Source organism: Kitasatospora sp. NPDC008115, from assembly GCF_042957205.1.
GTDB lineage: Bacteria > Actinomycetota > Actinomycetes > Streptomycetales > Streptomycetaceae > Kitasatospora.
In genome coordinates this window covers 311,861-330,023 of sequence record NZ_JBIBHU010000002.1, presented here as the reverse complement: position 1 = coordinate 330,023, position 18,163 = coordinate 311,861, and the positions used below count along the sequence as shown (strand labels likewise).

General features: G+C 74.6%; 14 protein-coding genes. 11 read left to right on the top strand and 3 right to left on the bottom strand.

Annotated elements, in window-relative coordinates:
* Nucleotides 1-13: 13 nt before the first annotated feature.
* From ACFZBX_RS03780 to ACFZBX_RS03750, 7 genes are all read left to right on the top strand, one after another.
* Nucleotides 14-556 carry a PadR family transcriptional regulator gene (locus ACFZBX_RS03780; RefSeq protein ID WP_391531330.1) on the top strand — a complete coding sequence of 181 codons (543 nt, stop codon included), beginning with the start codon at nucleotides 14-16 and terminating at the stop codon, nucleotides 554-556.
* A gap of 293 nt (nucleotides 557-849) precedes the next feature.
* Nucleotides 850-1,665: a class I SAM-dependent methyltransferase gene (locus ACFZBX_RS03775; protein WP_391531451.1), complete on the top strand. Its 816-nt coding sequence runs from the start codon at nucleotides 850-852 to the stop codon at nucleotides 1,663-1,665.
* Between the two features lie 60 nt (nucleotides 1,666-1,725).
* Nucleotides 1,726-2,358, top strand: a complete 633-nt coding sequence (locus ACFZBX_RS03770; protein WP_391531329.1) for a phosphatase PAP2 family protein — start codon at nucleotides 1,726-1,728, stop codon at nucleotides 2,356-2,358.
* 368 nt (nucleotides 2,359-2,726) lie between these two features.
* The gene (locus ACFZBX_RS03765) at nucleotides 2,727-3,482 is read left to right on the top strand and encodes an acyltransferase domain-containing protein (RefSeq protein WP_391531328.1); all 756 of its coding nucleotides are present in this window, start codon (nucleotides 2,727-2,729) and stop codon (nucleotides 3,480-3,482) included.
* A 204-nt stretch (nucleotides 3,483-3,686) separates the two neighbouring features.
* Nucleotides 3,687-4,577, top strand: a complete 891-nt coding sequence (locus ACFZBX_RS03760; RefSeq protein WP_391531327.1) for an oxaloacetate decarboxylase — start codon at nucleotides 3,687-3,689, stop codon at nucleotides 4,575-4,577.
* Nucleotides 4,574-4,879 (top strand): hypothetical protein, encoded by a 306-nt coding sequence (locus ACFZBX_RS03755; protein WP_391531326.1) that lies wholly within the window; start codon nucleotides 4,574-4,576, stop codon nucleotides 4,877-4,879. The genes ACFZBX_RS03760 and ACFZBX_RS03755 overlap by 4 nt, the downstream gene beginning before the upstream one ends.
* Entirely contained in the window at nucleotides 4,876-6,009 is a 1,134-nt protein-coding gene (locus ACFZBX_RS03750) for a bile acid:sodium symporter family protein (RefSeq protein ID WP_391531325.1), read from the top strand. The genes ACFZBX_RS03755 and ACFZBX_RS03750 overlap by 4 nt, the downstream gene beginning before the upstream one ends.
* 348 nt (nucleotides 6,010-6,357) lie before the next feature.
* Here the strand turns inward: ACFZBX_RS03750 and ACFZBX_RS03745 are convergent, their stop codons facing one another.
* Nucleotides 6,358-8,301: a glycerophosphodiester phosphodiesterase family protein gene (locus ACFZBX_RS03745; protein WP_391531324.1), complete on the bottom strand. Its 1,944-nt coding sequence runs from the start codon at nucleotides 8,299-8,301 to the stop codon at nucleotides 6,358-6,360.
* A 433-nt stretch (nucleotides 8,302-8,734) separates the two neighbouring features.
* On the opposite strand from ACFZBX_RS03745, the gene ACFZBX_RS03740 reads away from it, so the two are divergent.
* Nucleotides 8,735-12,754, top strand: a complete 4,020-nt coding sequence (locus ACFZBX_RS03740) for a helix-turn-helix domain-containing protein (protein WP_391531323.1) — start codon at nucleotides 8,735-8,737, stop codon at nucleotides 12,752-12,754.
* A gap of 306 nt (nucleotides 12,755-13,060) precedes the next feature.
* On the top strand, nucleotides 13,061-13,474 hold the full coding sequence (locus ACFZBX_RS03735; protein WP_391531322.1) for a hypothetical protein: 414 nt from the start codon (nucleotides 13,061-13,063) through the stop codon (nucleotides 13,472-13,474).
* Nucleotides 13,475-13,529: 55 nt separating this feature from the next.
* Here ACFZBX_RS03735 and ACFZBX_RS03730 read toward each other — a convergent pair whose 3' ends face one another.
* Entirely contained in the window at nucleotides 13,530-14,441 is a 912-nt protein-coding gene (locus ACFZBX_RS03730; protein WP_391531321.1) for a helix-turn-helix domain-containing protein, read from the bottom strand.
* A gap of 22 nt (nucleotides 14,442-14,463) precedes the next feature.
* The gene (locus ACFZBX_RS03725; protein WP_391531450.1) at nucleotides 14,464-15,273 is read right to left on the bottom strand and encodes an alpha/beta fold hydrolase; all 810 of its coding nucleotides are present in this window, start codon (nucleotides 15,271-15,273) and stop codon (nucleotides 14,464-14,466) included.
* Nucleotides 15,274-15,529: 256 nt separating this feature from the next.
* On the opposite strand from ACFZBX_RS03725, the gene ACFZBX_RS03720 reads away from it, so the two are divergent.
* Both ACFZBX_RS03720 and ACFZBX_RS03715 read left to right on the top strand, forming a co-directional pair.
* The gene (locus tag ACFZBX_RS03720; protein ID WP_391531449.1) at nucleotides 15,530-15,994 is read left to right on the top strand and encodes an NUDIX domain-containing protein; all 465 of its coding nucleotides are present in this window, start codon (nucleotides 15,530-15,532) and stop codon (nucleotides 15,992-15,994) included.
* Between the two features lie 1,865 nt (nucleotides 15,995-17,859).
* Complete coding sequence (locus ACFZBX_RS03715) at nucleotides 17,860-18,078, top strand: ferredoxin (RefSeq protein WP_391531320.1); 219 nt, start codon at nucleotides 17,860-17,862, stop codon at nucleotides 18,076-18,078.
* The last annotated feature ends 85 nt before the right edge of the window (nucleotides 18,079-18,163 follow it).

The window sequence follows — 18,163 nt, the reverse complement described above, 5'->3', positions numbered from 1 at the left end:
AAAGGCCTCGACCGTGCTGACGCTCGCGATCCTCGGCTTCCTGCACGACCGACCGCTGCACGGCTATCAGCTGAAGTCCCTGATCACCGGCCTGACCGGCCACGTCCGGCCGGTCAGCGACGGCGCGCTCTACCCCGCCATCGCCCGCCTGGAGAAGGCCGGACTGCTGCGCCGGCGCAGCGAGCCCGGCAGCGGGGCCGTCCCCCGGCAGGTGCTGGAGCTGACGGCCGAGGGACGGGCCGAACTGGAGCGCCGGCTGGCGGACCCGGAGGAGGTCGAGATCTCCGACCAGATCCGCTTCTTCACCGTCGCGGCCTTCCTGGACCGGCTGGACGACCCGGCCCGGCAGGTGGCGGTGCTGCGGCGGCGGCTCGCCTTCCTGGAGGCGCCGAGCAGCTTCTTCTACGACGCCGAGGGGCGGCCGGTCACCGCCGAGCGGGAACGGAACCCGTTCCGGCGCGGCATGCTGCTGGTCGCCCGCGCCTCCGGGGCGGCCGAGCGGGCCTGGCTGGCGGAGACCATCGCCGAACTGGAGCACGCGCCGCCGAACGCCTGAACGGCGGCCGGACGCTCCGGTCCGGAGCGGTCCCGGCGGGCCACGGCGTGACTATGATGAGCCGCCACACACCACGGCCGACCCGTCCGGTACCACGGCACCGCCGCGCGTGACCAGGGCGCGGGCCCACACCGCGCCCGCTCCGTCCCGTCCCGAGGGAGACCGCCGTGCCCAGTGCCGAGACCGCCGCCTCCGGTCAGTCCGCCGTTGCCCCCTCCGCCGACGCGCGGTCCGCCGGCCCGCAGTCCGGCGGCGAGCCGGGCGCCCCCCGTCCGGCCGCGCACCCGGATTCCATTCCCGGCTGGTTCTTCCGGCTCGACCAGGAGGCCTTCCGGCATCTGCTCACGGCCCAGACCGAGGCCGGGCTCACCGGCGACATCCTCGAACTCGGCAGCTACCTGGGGCGCAGCGCCGTCCTGCTCGGCGACCACCTGCGGCCGGGCGAGCGGCTGACGGTCTGCGACCTGTTCGACTCCGCGGCGGGCGACGCCGACAACGACGCCGAGATGTCGATGTCCTACCGCTCCTCGCTGACCAGGCGCGGGTTCGAGGCCAACTACCTGGCGTTCCATCCGGAGCTGCCGACGATCGTGCAGGCGCCGACCTCGGTGCTGGCGGACGGTCGCATCCCGGACGGCAGCTGCCGCTTCGTGCACGTCGACGCCTCGCACCTCTACGAGCACGTCGCCGGGGACATCGAGGTGGCGCGCAAGGCGCTGGCCGAGGACGGGCTGGTGGCGCTGGACGACTACCGCTCGGAGCACACCCCGGGCGTGTCGGCGGCGGTCTGGCAGGCGGTGTTCACCGCCGGGCTGCGGCCGGTGCTGCTGACACCGATGAAGTTCTACGGGACCTGGGGCGATCCGGAGCCGGTCCGGGAGGTCCTGCTGGCCCGGGACTGGCGGGCCGAGGGGTTCACCGTGGACGAGGACGCCATCGCGGGGCGGCGGGTGCTGCGGCTGAACAACGCCGCGCGGCCGGCCGCGCCGCAGTCGGGCCCGCGCCGGGTGCTGCTGGACCTGCTGCCACCGGCGGCCACCCGCGCGGTCCGGCGGGGGCTGCGGACGCTCCGGGAGCGGCGGCCCGGGGCGGGCGGCCGGGGCCGGTAGCCTTTGGGCCGTGCACCGACCGACCACCGCCCCCGGCCGCCGTTCCGTCCGCGCCCGCCGGTGAGCGCCTTCGTCCCGCCCGAGCCGCCCGGTTTCGCCACCGCCTCCCCGCGCGAGCGGGCGGCCCGGATCGTCACCGAGGTGCTGGCGCCCGTCCCGCTGGTGATCGCCCTGCTGCTGGTCGTCGGCGCGCACGCCGCGGACGGCTGGAGCGGGGTCGGGTGGGGACTCCTGGCGGCGCTGTTCTGCGGGGTGGTACCGCTCGGCGTCATCGCACTCGGGGTGCGGCGCGGCGCGCTGACCGACAAGCACATCCGGATGCGCCGCCAGCGTGTGCTCCCGATGGCGGTGAGCCTGCTCCCGGTGGTCACCGGCGTGGCGCTGCTGTACCTGCTGGGCGCCCCGGCGGAGGTGGGGGCGCTGGTGGTGGCGATGCTGGTCGGGCTGGTCGCGGCGCTGGCGGTGACGGTGTGGTGGCAGATCTCGCTGCACAACGCGGTGGCCGGGGGGACGGCGATGATCCTGCTGCTGGCGCTCGGTCCGGCGTCGCCGGCTCTGGTCGCCGCGGCGGCGTCGCTCCCGGTGGCGGCGGGCTGGTCGCGGCTGGTGCTCAGGGCGCACACACCGGCCCAGGTGGTGGCCGGGACGGCGCTCGGCGGCGTCTGCGCGCTGGTGTTCACCCTGTTGCGCTGATCCCGGTGCGCGGACGCCCCCTGGCGGGCGGGCGCGCCGCCGGTAGGGCCGGCCGGTCCGACCGTCGATCCGGCGGGCGGACCGATCCCGCACCGTGGAGGGCGCCGTGGAACCGCGACTGTCGGAGCCGCCCGAGCCGCCCCGGGCGGCCGATGGGGCCGATGGGGCCGATGGGGCGCATCCGTTGGACGACCCCTACCTGCCCGAGGGCCCGTACCTGCCGGCCGACGAGGAGCTGGCCGAGGCGCTGCTGGCGCTCGCGGTGCCGTTCGAGGAGGTCAACGGCCTGCTGGCGGCCCGCACCCGGCTGGCCCGGGACGCCCCTGCGGGCGCTGTTCGAGGAGACCCTGCGGGCCCAGGCGGAGGCCGTGGGGACGCTCGGGGAGCCGTCCGGGCTCGACCGGGACTGGCCGGCGGGCGTCGCGGACGGCACTGCCGACGCCGACGGCACGGGGCTCGCCACGCTGCTCTTCGTCGCGCTGGCCCCCTGCACCCGGGCCCACCACCGGGCGCTGGGCATCCCGCCGGAGGTGACCCGCTCGACGCTGGCCGACCTCGGCCGGCAGCTCGCGGTGAGCCGGTGGCGCGGCCGCGCCGGGCTGGGCAATCCGCGCTGGCTGACGCTGCACTTCCGGGGCGAGCTGTTCCAGCTGGGCCGGCTGCAGTTCCAGCGGCGGCGGCTGACCGGGGCGGACGCCGCGGCGGCGCGGGCGGCGGGGATCGGCGAGTGGAGCCTCCAACTGCACATCCCGGACCACTGCGGCCCGCTCTCCCCCGGGGCGTGCGACCGCGCGCTGGACCGGGCCCGGGCGTTCTTCCCCCGGCACTTCCCCGGCGAGCGGTACCGGAGCGCGTTCGTCTTCTCCTGGCTGCTGGACCCCCAGCTCTCCCACTACCTGCCGGAGGGGTCGAACATCGTGCGCTTCCAGCGGCGGTTCGCCCCGCTGGTGCGGCCGGGCGGACCGCCGGCGCCCGAGGACACCAATCCGCTGCGGTACGTCTTCGGCGACGTCGGGCGGCCGCTGGAGTCGCTCCCCCGGGACACCGTCGTCCAGCGCGCCCTGCTCGACCATCTGCGGGCGGGCGGCCACTGGTACGTGCGGGGCGGCTGGCTCGCGCTCTGAGGGCCGTTTCCCGGCATGACAGTGATTCATCGGATTTATCTGATGCATATGACCGCATTCACTCTCAGGAGGGAACTTCCTTTAAAGATTTGCCCACGGAACATTAAAGCCCGCATAGTGATGGCGTCTCAGTTGGCCCTCGGAATGGCCAATTTATGGCAAAGGACCGTGCATGTCCCGCACGGGTCCCTGGCAGACGAGGAGATGGCGTTGCGTCACGAGAACCTTCACGACGGCTACGGGCAGCGGCTGCGGGAGCGGATCGCCGCCCCGGGGACGGCCCCGCTCATCGGTGTCTACGACATGTACTCCGCCTCCATCGCGGCCGCGCACTACGACGGCATGTTCGTCTCCGGCTTCGGCTTCGCGGCCTCCTACTACGGCCTGCCCGACATCGGCTTCATCGCCTGGCCGGACATGGTCGCCTTCGTCGAGCGGCTGCGCGGCGCCTTCCCCCGGCACCACCTGCTGGTCGACATCGACGACGGCTACGTCGATCCCGAGGTGGCCTGCCACGTGGTGCGGCGGCTGGAGCGGATCGGCGCCTCGGGCGTCATCCTCGAGGACCAGAAGCGGCCGCGCCGCTGCGGCCACGCCGACGGCAAGCAGGTGCTGCCGCTCGACGAGTACCTGGAGAAGCTGCACCAGGTGCTCGCCGCCCGCACCGACCTCGTCGTGGTGGCCCGCACGGACGCCACCGAGGAGGCCGACATCCTGCGCCGGGCCGAGGCGCTCGCCGCCACCGAGGCGGACGTGGTGCTGGTCGACGGTGTGCGCAGCGAGGAGTGGATCCGCCGGATCCGCCGGGTGGTGGGCGACAAGCCGCTGCTGTTCAACCAGATCGCCGGCGGCAAGTCGCCCCGGCTGTCGCTCTCCGAGCTGAGCGCGCTCGGGGTGGACGTCGCCATCTACAGCACGCCGTGCCTGTTCGCCGCGCACCAGGCGATGGACGAGGCGCTCGCCGGGCTCAAGGTCGCGGACGGGCGGCTGCCGGCCTCCGCCGGTGAGCGGCAGCCGGTCGGGGTGCGTGAGTCCACCGAACTGCTGGAGCGCAACATCCCGCGCCCGCAGTCCCGTGAGGAGGTGGGCGTGTGACGCTCCGGGTTCCGGGCTCGCTTCTGCGGGCGGGCGCGGTCGCGCTGGCCGGGGCCTGTGCCGTGCTCGGCTGCGCCGCCACGTCGGCGGTGGCCGCCACCGCCGGGCGCGGCCTGATCACGGTGATCGACAACTCCCACGCGGACTCGATCATCGAGATCGACCGGACGGCCGACCTCCAGTTCGGAAGCGGCGCGGCCGGCAGCGACCACGACGGGTCCACCACCCTGGTGAACGGCCTGCTGGGCACCGCACCGGCGCCCGAGGAGCCGGAGGAACCTGAGGAGGGGGACGAGGAATGACGACGGCCCGTCAGCACCGGGCACCGCAGCCGGCCTCGGCGCCGCAGCCGGCACCGCCGTCCGCACCGTCGGCGCAGGCGCGGGGCCGTCCGCCGGACGGCGTCGAGCGGCGGCGGCCGTGGTGGCGCGCGCTCGACCCGTATGTGGCGGCGCTGGCCGGAACGGTGGCACTGGCCGCGCTGCTGCCCGCCACCGGGCGGGCGGCGCGCGGCGCGGAACTGGCCTGCGACCTCGCGGTGGGGCTGCTCTTCTTCCTGTACGGCGCGCGGCTCTCCACCCGCGAGACGCTCGCCGGGCTGCGCCATCTGCGGTTGCACGGGCTGGTGCTGGCCTCCACCTTCGTACTGTTCCCGGTGCTCGGGTCGGTCGCGACGGCGCTCGCCTCCGGCCCGCTCACCGAGCAGTTGCGGACCGGGGTGCTGTTCCTCTGCCTGGTGCCGTCCACGGTGCAGTCCTCGGTGGCGCTCACCGGGGCCGCCCGGGGGAACGTGCCGGCCGCGATCTGCGCCGGCACCTACTCCAGCCTGGTGGGCCTGGTGCTGACGCCCCTGCTCGCGGCCTGGCTGCTGGGGGCCCGCGCGGCGCTGTCGGCCGACGGGCTGCTGCGGATCCTCGCCCAACTGCTCGCACCGTTCCTGCTGGGGCAGTTGCTGCGCCCGTGGGTCGGTGGCTTCCTGGGCCGGCACCGCCGGGTGCTGGCCCCGGTCGACCGGGGCTCGATCCTGCTGGTGGTCTACACCGCGTTCAGCGGCGCAGTGGTGCAGGGCGTCTGGACGACCGTCACGCCGGCCGCCCTGCTCACCTTGGCCGGGGTCCTGACGGCCCTGCTCGCGGCCACCCTGCTCGCCACCCGGCTCGGCGCGCGGCTGCTCGGCCTCGACCGGGCCTCCGGGATCGCGGCGGTGCTGTGCGGCTCGCAGAAGAGCCTGGCCGGCGGGCTGCCGATGGCCACGGTCCTCTTCGGGCCGCAGGCCGGGCTGGTGGTGCTGCCGCTGATGATCTACCACCAGCTCCAACTGGTCGCGGGGGCCCTGCTCGCCGGACGCTGGGCCCGGGTCGCGAGCAGCCCGACGGACGCCGCCGGGGCGGAGTCGGCGCCTCCGGCACGGGCCTCCCCCGAGGCGGCCTGACGGTCCCCGGGCGTCTTCGTCCTTCCAGCGGTGGGTGGAGAGGCCGGGGTCGACGGCCAGGTCGAGGTACCAGTGCGGTGGTCGGCCGTCGGGAGCGAGGAAGCGGTGCACGCTGAAGTACTGAGGTACTCGTGGGAGGTGAAGTCGCTGAGCACCACGGTGTCGCGTCAGGCCCAGGGGGACCGTTCCCGGCGGCCGGGGGCCGGGGCATGCGGGTCGGTCGGGAGACGGGAGGGCGAGGAGGTTGATGCCTCCGGGGCGGTTGCGGGAACGGTCCCGGGACGGCGGGGGACCTCGTGCCGCGGTGGGCGGCACGAGGTCCCCCGGGAGGGGCGCCGGGTGCGGGGGTCAGCTCCGCGGGGCGGCGTCGAGGGCGCGGGCGTCGGCGGCGATCAGGCGGGCGCGGTCGGCGGGGACACTGCGGCCGGCCTGGTTCTCGGCCCAGTGGGCGAGCGGCTGGTACTGGCCCTGGCCGAGCATCACGGTCAGGGTGGCGACGGCGTTGCGGTCGGCGCCGGAGGTGAGCACCAGCGAGGCCAGGCCGGTCGGGGTGGCCGCGACGGTGAACTCGGTGGTCGCCTCGGCGCGGCCGCCGGGGCCGGTGGCCTCGGCGCGCAGGGTGTGCTTGCCGAGGGCGAGAGCGGTGGTGTCCAGGGGCGCGCCGGCCGGCAGCTCCTTGCCGTCCAGGGTGAGCTTGACGGTGTCGGCGCCGCTCGCCTGCACGGCGGTCACCGGCTGCTGGGCGCGGTCCAGGGTCGCACCGGAGGCCGGGGAGGTGATCGCCACGGTGGGCGCGGCCGGCGGGGTGGTGACGGTGCCGCCCTGGAGCCAGGCGGAGTTCCAGCCGGCCAGCTCGGCGGGGCGGTTGGTGATGATGCCGTCGACGCCGGCGGCCTCCAGGGCCTTCCAGCGGGTGGCCGAGTCGACGGTCCAGACGTTGACCGCGACGCCGGCCGCGTGCAGGTCCTTCACCACGCCGAGGCGGGGCGCGAGGGCGCCGTCGGACGGGTTGTAGGCGGCCAGGCCGAGCTCCTTGGAGATGGCCACCGGGTCGGCGTCCAGGGCGCCGCGCAGCAGGCCGAGCGGCAGCTCGGGGGCCAGCTCACGGGTGTAGCGCAGGGCCTCGACCTCGAAGCTCTGCACGAAGACCCGGCCGGTCATGCCGTGGTCGCGGATCTCCTTGACGATCCGGGCGACCTCGTCGCGGCTGTGCTTGCCCTTGATCTCCAGCAGGAGGTTGCCACCGCGGGTGCGCAGGTCCTCCAACTGGGCCGCCAGGCTCGGCACCCGGGCGCCCGCGTAGGTCGGGCCGAACCAGGAGCCGGCGTCCAGGGCGTCCAGCTGGGCGGCGGTCAGGTCGCGGATGCGGCCCTTGCCGTTGGTGGTGCGGTCGACGGTGTCGTCGTGCAGTACGTAGGGCACGCCGTCCTTGCTGGGCTGGACGTCGTTCTCGATCCACTCGGCGCCGCCGCGGCGGGCGACCTCGTCCGAGTCCAGGGTGTTCTCCGGGGCGGCGGAGGAGGCGCCGCGGTGGGCGAACACGGTGAGCGGCGAGCCGGCCGGGCGCAGCCAGCCGCCGGGGGCGAGCGCGGTCACCTTGAGGTCGTCGAAGGAGACCTTCGAGCCGTTGACCACCAGGGCCTGGCCGCCGTCGGCGCTGCGGGCGACCTGGGTGGTGCGCATCACCTCCTTGCCGTCGAATATCCAGCGCGCGGTGGTGCCGTGCACCTCGACGGCGACCCGCACGTCGCGGCCAGTGCCGGCGGCGGTCGGGGCGGACCCGGTGTTGGTGACGTTCCAGCTGTTGGCGGGGGTGCGCTGGGCGAACTCCAGCCCGTTGGCGGCGGTGGTGCCGGAACGCATGGTCGCGATGGACCACGGGGTGGCGCCACTGGCCGGGACGTCCAGGCCGAGGGCGGTCCAGCGGGCGGCGTCCTGGACGCTCTCGAAGCGGGCGGTGGCCTCGAAGCGGAAGTCGTTCAGGTGGCGGCCGAAGGTGATCCGGCTCTGCTGGCCGGAGTTGGCGGAGGTGCCGACCAGTCGGCCGTTCTCGACCTTCCAGTCACCCTCGATCGCGCTCCAGCCTGCGGGGAGGGCGGAACCGGAGAAGTGCTCGTCGACGACGACCTCGCCGGCGGCCGGGGCCCCGGCCGCCGCGACGGGCGCGGCCGGCTCGGCGGAGGCGGCGCTCGAAGCGGTCATCGCGACGGTGGTGAGGCTCAGTGCGGAGGCGACGGCGGCGGCCAGCAGACCGGTGCGACGTGCCCGGTGGGGGCGGTGACTCTGTGTCATGGGCGGCACGCTAGAGACGGCGGCCGAACCGGAAGTCACCACTCCGGAAACCGCTCGTGACCATTGCGCGTGCGGTTCGTGGTGATGGCGGATTCCTTGCGACAAATGGCCGGTTCGCTTCCGTACGGTGCCCTCCGGCAGGCCCCTGGGAGGTCGCATGCCGGAGCACTCGGTGGACCTGCGGCGTTGCACTCCGTGCAACCTTCCGGGACGCCGCATGTGGTCCGCTCGCGCCGGGCCGCACGCCGGGGATCGGCCCGTGCGCACCCGCCCCCGACGGCGGCACGCGCTCCGCCGGTCGGCGGATGGCCCCCTGGCCGCGACGGTCCGTCAATGAGGTGGCGTAGGGGCGGAGCGATTCCGGCCTGACGGGCGCTCGCCGGGCGCCCTACGGCGAGGATGAGCCGAACGCGTCGACCTGAAGGGGGACAGGATGGGGCAGCACCCCGGCGAAGAGCCGCAGAGCGCAGCGGAGTTCGGGGCGGAGCTGCGGCGGCTGCGGCAGGCGCGCGGGCTCTCGCTCACGGCGTTGTCACGACTGGTCCACTACAGCAAGGGGTACCTCAGCAAGATCGAGAACGGCGCCAAGCCGGCCACCCCCGACCTCGCCCAGCGGTGCGACGACCTGCTGCGGGCCGAGGGGGCGCTGCGGCGACTGCTCGACCCGGTGGACGGCGAGCGGCCCGCGCCGCCGGCCGAGGACGACGATCCGTCCCCGTACCCGGGGCCGGCCCCCTTCGGCCCGCACCAGGCCCGCTGGTTCGCCGGCCGGGACGGCGCGACCGCCGCGCTGCTGGAGCGGCTGGCCGAGCGGGCCGGGCGCGGGCCGCTGGCGCTGGTCGGACCGCCCGGGGCGGGGAAGTCCTCGCTGCTGCTGGCCGGGCTGGTCCCCGCCCTGCGCGCCGGAGCACTGGCCTCCGGAGTACTGGCCTCCGGAGCTCTCGCTTCCGGCGACAGGCCGTCGCCGTGGCGGGTGGCGGTGTGCACGCCGACGGCGCACCCGATGGCGGCCCTGCGCACCGCCCTGCGCGCCACCCCGGCCACGGACGCCGGACTGGCGCTGATCGTGGACCGGTTCGAGGAGACCTTCACCCTCTGTACCGACGCGCGGGAGCGGCGCGCGTTCGTCCGTACGCTCTGCGGCCTCGCCTCGGCCCGGCCGACCACCCTCGTGGTGCTCGGCCTCCGGGCGGACTTCTGCGAACGCTGCCTCGACCACCCCGAGCTGGTCCCGGTGATCGGTCACGGTCTGTTCGCCCTCGGCCCGATGACCGACGCCGAGCTGCGCGAGGCCGTCACCCGCCCGGCGGCCGAGGCCGGACTGCAGCTGGAGCCGGGGCTGGTCGAACTGCTGCTGCGCGACCTCGGCGCCCCCGACGACACCCCGCACGGCACCAACGCCCCGGACGGCGGCAACAGCCCGAGCTGGGCCCCGGGATTGCTCCCGCTGCTCGCGCACGCGCTGCTGGCCACCTGGCAGCAGCGCACCGACCGCACCCTGACCGTCGACGGCTACCTGCGCACCGGCGGCGTCCACGGCGCGGTCGCGGCGAGCGCCGAGCGCGTCTACACCGGGCTCGGCGCCGAGGAGCGGGCGCAGGCCCGGCGGCTGCTGCTCCGTCTGGTGCGGGTCGGCCCGGAGGGCATGGAACGCCACCGGCCGGTCCCCCGCGCGGAACTCCTGGAGCCCCGGCCGGGCGGCCCGGCGGAGGCCGACCGGTCCGGCGCCGGTCCGGTGTTCGAGGCGCTCGTCCGGGCGGGGCTGCTGACGGTGGACCGCGACACCGTCGCGATCACCCATGAGGCCCTGCTGCGCACCTGGCCCCGGCCGGGCCGCTGGGTGCAAGCCGACCACGCCGGTCTGCTGATCCGCCGCCGGCTCGCCGAGGCCGCCGCCGAGTGGGAACGGGAGGGACGCGACCCGGCCGCCCTCTATCGCGGGAGCCGGCTCGCCGCCGCCTGGCAGTGGGCCCGCGACCCGGTCCGCCGGGCCGACCTCACCGGCTCGCAGGACGCCTTCCTGCGAGCCGGACGGGAGCAGGAGGAGCACCTCGGGCGCACCGCCCGGCGGCGAGCCCGCCGCGAACGTCGGCTGTTCGTCACCCTGGCCGGGCTCCTCGTGGTCGCGCTCACCGCCGGGGCGTTGACCCACCGGCAGCGGACCACCTCACTCGGCCAGGGCCGGACGGGGGCCTCGCGCGCGCTGGCGGCCGAGTCCGCCAGGCTCGCCGTGGGCCGCCCCGAGGCCTCGATGCTCCTCGCCGACCGGGCGTTCGGCCTCGCCCCGACCGCCGAGGCCCGCGGCGCGCTGCTCAGCACCCAGGCGCAGCCGTTCGCCGGACGGCTGACCGGCCACACGGGCGCGGTGAACAGTTGCGCCATCAACCCCGACGCCCGGCTGCTGGCGACGGCGAGCACGGACGGCACGGTCCGGCTGTGGAGCCTGCCGGACCGACGGCCGGCCGCCACCCTGACGGGGCACAACAGCCCGGTGCGCGCGGTGGCGTTCAGCCCGGACGGGCGGCTGCTCGCCTCGGCGGGCTCGGACGGCACGGTCCGGCTCTGGGACATCGCCCAACGCCGCCCGCCGGTCGTGCTGCGCGGTCACGTCGGCCCGGTCCGCGCGGTCGCCTTCGGCGCCGACGGGCGGACGGCGGTCTCCGGCGGCGCCGACGGGACGGTGCGCGTCTGGTCCACCGCCGGCTGGGACGCGCCGCCCACCGCCGAGCGGGGCGGGGCGGGCAGTTCGCGAACGGACCGGGCGACGGACCGGGCGACGGACCGGGCGACGGACCGGGAAGTGGACCTGACCACGGAGCCCGGAACGGGCCGTGACCTCGGCCGCACGGACGGCCGCGCGAGCGCCGGGCCCCGCGCGGACTCCCGCACGTCCCGGGCCGGCCCCACGGCCGCCCCCGCCCCGGGCTCCGCCGGTTCCACCATCGCGCCGGAGGAACCACCGGCCGACCCCCGGCTGCTCATGACGCTCGACGGCCACGACGGCGAGGTCCTGGCCGTCGTGGCCGGCCCGGAGGGACGGACCGCCGCCTCCGCCGGGGCCGACCGCACCGTGCGCCTGTGGGACACCGTCACCGGCACCCCCACGGCCACCCTCACCGGCCACCTCGGCCAGGTCCTCGGCCTGGCCGTCAGCCCGGACGGGCGCACCCTCGCCTCGGCGGGCACCGACCGCACGGTGCGCTTGTGGGACACCGCCACCGGCACCGCCGCGGCGGCCCTCACCGGCCACGACGACGACGTCAACGCGGTCGCCTTCACCGACGACGGCGCCACCCTGGCCAGCGCGAGCGGCGACGGCACCGTCCGGCTCTGGGACGTCGCCGCCCGCCGGGTGACCGCCACTCTCGGAGGCCACACCGACTACGTCCAGGGCGTCGCCGCCAGCCGGGACGGCACGCTGCTGGCGACCGCCGGGTTCGACCACTCCGCCGTGCTGTGGGACCTGGGCGCGGCGACGCTGACCCCCCATCCGCACACGGAAATCCGGCGCGCGGTGTTCAGCCCGGACGGCCGCACCGTCGCCACCGCCGGAGCCGACCGCTCGGTGCGGCTCTGGGACGTCGCGACCCGCCGCGAGACGGGCGTGCTCACCGGTCACGCGAGCCAGGTCCTCGGCCTGGCGTTCAGCCCGGACAGCCGACTGCTCGCCTCGGCCGGCGCCGATGCCACCGTCCGCCTCTGGGACCTCGCCACCCTGCGCGAGCGGGTCGGCCTCACCGGGCACCAGGGCCCGGTGTTCGCAGTGGCGTTCAGCCCGGACGGCCGACTGCTCGCCTCGGCGGGCGAGGACCGCACGGCCCGGCTCTGGAACGTCGGACAGCCGGGCCCCGAAGGCGTCCTGATCGGGCACCAGGACTTCGTGAACGCCGTCGCCTTCGCCCCCGACGGCCGGACCCTCGCCACCGGCAGCGACGACCTGACCGTGCGGCTCTGGGACATCGCCGACCGGCGGCCGACCCTTACCCTCACCGGGCACACCGGGGCGGTGCGCGCGGTCGCCTTCGCCCCCGACGGCCGCACGCTCGCCAGCGGCGGCAACGACGCCACCGTCCGCACCTGGGACACCGGGTCGCGGCACGAACCGACCGTGCTCACCGGGCACGCGGGCGCGGTGCGCACGGTCGCCTTCGCGTCCGACGGCCGCGCCCTGGCCAGCGGCGGCAACGACGCGACGGTCCGGCTCTGGGACGCCGTCGCGGGCGCACCGGCGGCCACGCTCTCCGGCCATGGCGGCTCCGTCCGGTCGGTCGACTTCAGCCCGGACGGCCGGACGCTGGCCAGCGGCGGCAGCGACGGGACGGTGCGGCTGTGGCACCGGGACACCGCGGAGCGCTCGGCGGCGGTCTGCGCGGTGCTCGGCCCGGTGGACCGCGAGCGCTGGTCCCGACTGCTGCCGGGGCAGCCGTACCGGAAGGGCTGCGGCGCAGACTGACGGCCGGCGTTCCGGCAGCCCGGCCGCGGTTTCCCGAGGGGTTTCCCGTTTCCCGCCGCAACGGGCGACGACGCTCCGCTGGACGCCGTCCGGACGTGCTTGCGACGCTCGGAACCGTCGCCACGGGGCCCGGAGCCGACGGCCCGTCCGATGCGGCCGCTCCGCCGGCGAACCACGCCCGGGACGCCTTCCGCGCATCCCCCTCTCCCCCTCTCCCCCGCCACCGCCGCGCGACGCGCCCAGCGGCGTACGGCACCGCACAACGCCACACCGCGCAGCGCCACACCGAAAGGCACCCGAACCACCATGAACTTCCGCAGGAAGCTCGCCACCCTCGGCATCGCCCTGGCGGCCGCCACCGGCGCCGCCGTGCTCCCGGCCGGCCCGGCCCACGCGGCCGCCGACTGCTGGGACGCCGGCTGGACCTACACCGGGACCGTCGGCGGCACCGTCAGCGGCAGCTGGCGCGTCCACTACTGCAACAACGTCCCCAACACCAACGTGCGTTCGCAGCCCTCCACCGCCTACCCGGTCACCGGCGTGATGCGCAGCAACCCGAGCTGGTTCGTCTGTAAGACCGACGAGGGCGGCTACAACGGCGGCGGACCCCACCCCTACCGGTGGCTGTGGACGCAGTCCGACACCGGCGGCTGGGGCTGGATGCCCGACACCGCGATCTACAGCGAGACCAACCCGGTCCCGGACTGCATCACCGGCTGAGCCACGACCCGAACGGCCGAGGTCCGCACCACCGAAGCCATCACCCGAACCATCGTCAGGACCGCCGGCCGGCCCCACCGACCGGCGGTCCCGCCGCCCGTAGCGCACACGGTGCCGGCGGCAGGTCGGCGGACGAAGTCGGCCACGCGACATCGTCGATCGCGAGCCACGGTGCAGCGGCAATGGCGGTGGGCGTCGCCCCGGTGAACGCCTTGACCTCGCGGTGGAGGTGGGACTGGTCGACGTAGCCGCTTGCGGCCGCCACGCGAGCAGCGGCGTCACCCGCCACGAGAAGGCGGGCGGCGTGGTCGAAGCGCACCAACTGGGCAGCCCGCTTGGGGGTGAGGCCGACCTGGGAGCGGAAGCGGGACCAAAGGCGCTTGCGGCTCCATCCCACCTCGTTCGCCAAACCGTCGACCCGCACCTGTCCCCGGCTGGCGCGCAACCGCCGCCAGGCGGCAGCGACCTCCGGATCGAGCGGTGGGCGGGCGTCCAGCCGCCGGCCGAGGGCATCCGCCGCGATCGTGAACCGCTCGTCCCACGACGTGGCGGCGCGCAGTCTGTCCTCGACTCGCCCGGCGTCGCGACCCCAGATGTCTGCCAGGGAGACCACCGTCCCGACGAGCTCGGTCGATGCGCTGAGCACCGCGGCTGCCACGACCGGCGACAACCGAATCTGGAGGCACTGGCATCCCTCGGCCGTCCGGCCGCTGACCCGAAGGTCGCCCGGGATCAGTCCGACGACCATGCTGCCGTGTTCGCGCCGGCCGTGGACGTCGTAGACGAGGCCGTCTCCCTCGCTCAGGTCCATGAACAGGGTGACCGATGGGTGCGCGACCATGGCGATGTCCGCGAGTGCCGGGACACGTTGGGCGAACCCGGCCATGCTGACACCGGGCAGTCGCTGTGACTTCCGTGGGACGGCGACCTCCACTGATGTCCAGTCAGGTGAATCGGTGGACCACATGGCACCAGGGTAGCGATCGGTGTCAGCGCCCTGCTGTCGCGAAGGCCAGCAGCAATTCACCGGTCGTCTCCGGCGCTTCGAACATGGGGAGGTGCCCGACGTCGGGCAACTGCTCGATCCGCGCGTTCGCCACCATGTCGTAGTGGTGTACCGAAGACGGATCCCAGCGGCGGTCGGCAGCGCCGAAGATCACCAGGACTGGGACGTCGAGGGCGGCGAGGCGCTCGGGGAGGCTCCGCTCGGCGATGTACGCGGTGTTTCGGCGCAGCACTGTCCTGAACGTGCGATAGCCGATGCCCCGGACCTCGGCGACCAGGTCGTCCGGGATGTTTACCTGGCGGTTGCACACTGCGCTCATCCCCTTGCGGAGCATCGCGTCCGAACGGATCGGCCAGAGGAGCGGGCCCAGCGGCGGGGAAATCAGCACCCGGAGGAGAGCGGGCTGCGGAAGGAGTGCGTCGGGACTCGGGCCGCTGCTGATCAGTGCGAGCGAACCGACCAGGTCAGGGCGCTGTTCGGTGAGCGCGGTGGCGACGTATCCACCGCTGGAGTGCCCGACCACGGTAGCCGGACGAAGGGCGAGCTCGTCGAGCACCGCGGCCAGGCGGCCTGCCTGCTCAGGCACGTCGTACGACGGCGCGGGCGGGGACTGGCCGTGACCCGGGAGGTCAACTTGAATGACGTGATACCGGTCGGCGAGTGCCGGCACCACCGGGCTCCAGGTACTGCCCGAGGATCCCGATCCGTGGATGAGCACCAGCGGCGGCGCCTGTCGCGGGCCGTAGTGGACCACGTGCATCCCGTGCAGGTGCGTGACGTCTTCATGTCCCATGCACGGGACGATGCCTGTGCTGCCGTCCATCAGTCTTGTACAAATGTCGCCGCGAGGCTGAACGCCCGCCGGACACGTTCGTGTCCACGGCGAGCAGGACCTCCGCGAAAGCCAGTGCGGCCATCGACATCCTGGCCGTCCTCGCCCCGGCAGTCACCGGGGCGAGGAGGTCGGCGCGGACGAAGGCGTTCGTGCCGCTGGACGGCATCCTGCTGCCGATCCACCGGATCTCCCGCCCGAGCAGTACGTCACCACCATCGAGAACGCCACGTCCTACGGCTGCTTCCACGTCACCGACACCTGCGGCCGCACCCTGGGCCTGCGCTCGCGCCGGGACCCCACGGTGTGGAACTGGCCCGGCGGCGACGTCGAACGCGGCGAGGACCCGTTCACCTGCGCGGCGCGCGAGTACCGGGAGGAACTCGGCTTCGGCCTGGAGGTTCTCCACCCCGGCCTCGTCGAGCAGCCCCGCCTCCTCGCCGTCACCTTCACCGGCCCCGGCCCGAGGTGGCCGCGCGTCAAGATCGGCTTCATCTTCGACGGCGGCACCCTCGCCGGCGACCAACTCAACGCCGTCACCCTCCAGCCCGAGGAACACACCGAGTGGCGAACCCACACGGTCGAAGGCTGGCGCCCGCTGCTCACCGAGGGCGCTCACAACCGGCTCGCCCAGGTCGACGCCGCCCTGCGCACCGCGACCACCGTCTACCTCCCGGGCTGATCGGTCGCGGAACGCCCTCCTGGCCGATGGTGCTCGGGAATCCGCGGCCCGACGGCAACGGCGGGGCGTCATGCGGCCTCGGTGTGCGAGGTCGAGTTCGGTGACGGCCAGGGCGAGCAGGGAGACGGCTGCGGCCCGCCAGCGTCCCAGGCGCACGCCTCCGGCGACCGCCTTGCGCAGGTAGGTGTGGCTTCGCTCGACCGAACACGCCGCGCTTGAGGGCGTTGAGGGCGTTGACGCGGCCCTCGGCTGGGCCGGATGACCAGTCGGTGCTCATGCCGAGGACGACGGCGTCGAGGTCGGGGATCAGTCCGGCGGCGAAGCCGGCCAGGCCGCTCTGGCTGTGATCCCCCAGCGCATGACGGAGGGCCCAGAGCGCGCCCGAGGCCCCCTGCTCCGGTCAGGCTGCACCTTCGAGGTGTGCTGCCCGCCACCCGGCGCACGCCGAGTGGCGGCCCCGCTCCAGGGCCAGGAACAGTCGACACATGACACAGACCACATGGACCGAAGCCAGAATTGAGCTCCCCGCCACCGAGGGCGGCCACGCCGCAGACACAGGCTTGGCCCTTATCGGCCCAGATGGCTGGGTGCACGTCAAGCCGGACAGCAGCGGTGGAGGGGGCTTCAGGTCCTACCCGCCCCACACGGTCTTCAAGATCACCTGGAAGACCGATCCGTGGTCCGCAGACCAGTAGCCCACGCGAAAGGGCCCCGGCACCGAAGCGCCGAGGCCCTGCCTGCTGCTACGCCGCGTCGTCCGGATCGACCCCCGCCCCGACCACCGCCCGCCGCGCCCATTCCGGCACCGGGGCGCGCCCTGTGGCGGGCGGCCATCGCCAGGCGGCTGGACCGGGACCGGGCCAGCCCCTCCTCCGCCCGCGCCCCGCTTCGGCCCTCCCCCACGGGCTCCCCGGGCGCTTCCTGCCACCGCCGTCTCCTTCTCCTCGCCCTCGCCGGCCATCCCGTGTCCACCTGGCCCAGGCCGGCGACGGCCTCACGGATCTGCCTGCGCACCGCAGTCAGGTGGTACCACTGCGACAGTTCCCGCAGACCACGCGAGTCGAGGTTGACGTCCACGACCGGCCGGCGCTGTCCCGCCCGGCTGCACCCGGCGGGACAGCGCCAGCGCGTGCTGCGCCTCCTCCACCGCCGCGAGGGCCGCGGCACACGCCTCCTGCATGGCTTCGTTCACTTCTATGGGGGTTCACCCCGACAAATAGACCCAGCCGAACCCGCCCTTCCTCCACCCCTCAGGGAAGTCGTCCGGCCGGGTCCCTGGCGAGCACCCGCACCGGCCGGGCCGGCACCAGCAGCCCCGGGCCACCTCGCCGCCCACCGTCCCGGTGACGCCGGTCAGAAGGATCACGGCGGATTTCCTGTCGTCGGGGCGAATCCGGTGCGCCGCCGGCGAGACCAGCGGCGACCGAGGGGCCGGCCGAGAGACTGGCGGGACAGCACAATAACGACCGTTTCCAGGAGGGTGATTGACGGTTCGTCCTCTCTGCACACACGGGCAGACACCTTCTGTCCATGTGTGCAGACCTGTCCTCTGCGTATTCCCGGCGGCTGGGGCATGCCGCAGTATCGGGGCACGTAATCGCCCCAGGGCTGTGGCGATTCCGACCGGAGCTGCCATCAGAACTCCGTGATACCAAGCCATTTGCACCCGACCATCGGGTGGGTGCTGTCACACCGAAGCGGGCCGGATCGGCGGCACATCGTCACGGGCACGGGAGTTGCGACTGCCGAAATCAGGATCCGGCCACCGCACCCCTCCGTGAACGGACCAGCGACGGCTGGGTTGACCATGACAACGAGAGGCGGTCGCCGGGCAACCGGCGCCGCCCTGGAGAAAGGAGCCCGACATGCAGGTGAGCATCGACCGGGACCGTTGCTGCAGCTCCGGCATGTGCGTGATGAACGCCCCCGCGGTCTTCGACCAGGACGACCGGGACAGTCTCGTGACACTCCGTCAGATCGTCCTGCTGCCCGAGCAGTTCGACGACGTCAGACTCGCCTCCGAGCTCTGCCCGGGCCGGGCGATCACCGTCACCGGGGACGAGCCCGCGCGGACCGGCGCCTGACGGACACCCGCCGCCGGCCCCACAGGCCGCCGGGAACCTTCCCGGGCCCCGAGCACCACGAGAACACCCGCGACATGAGGAGACC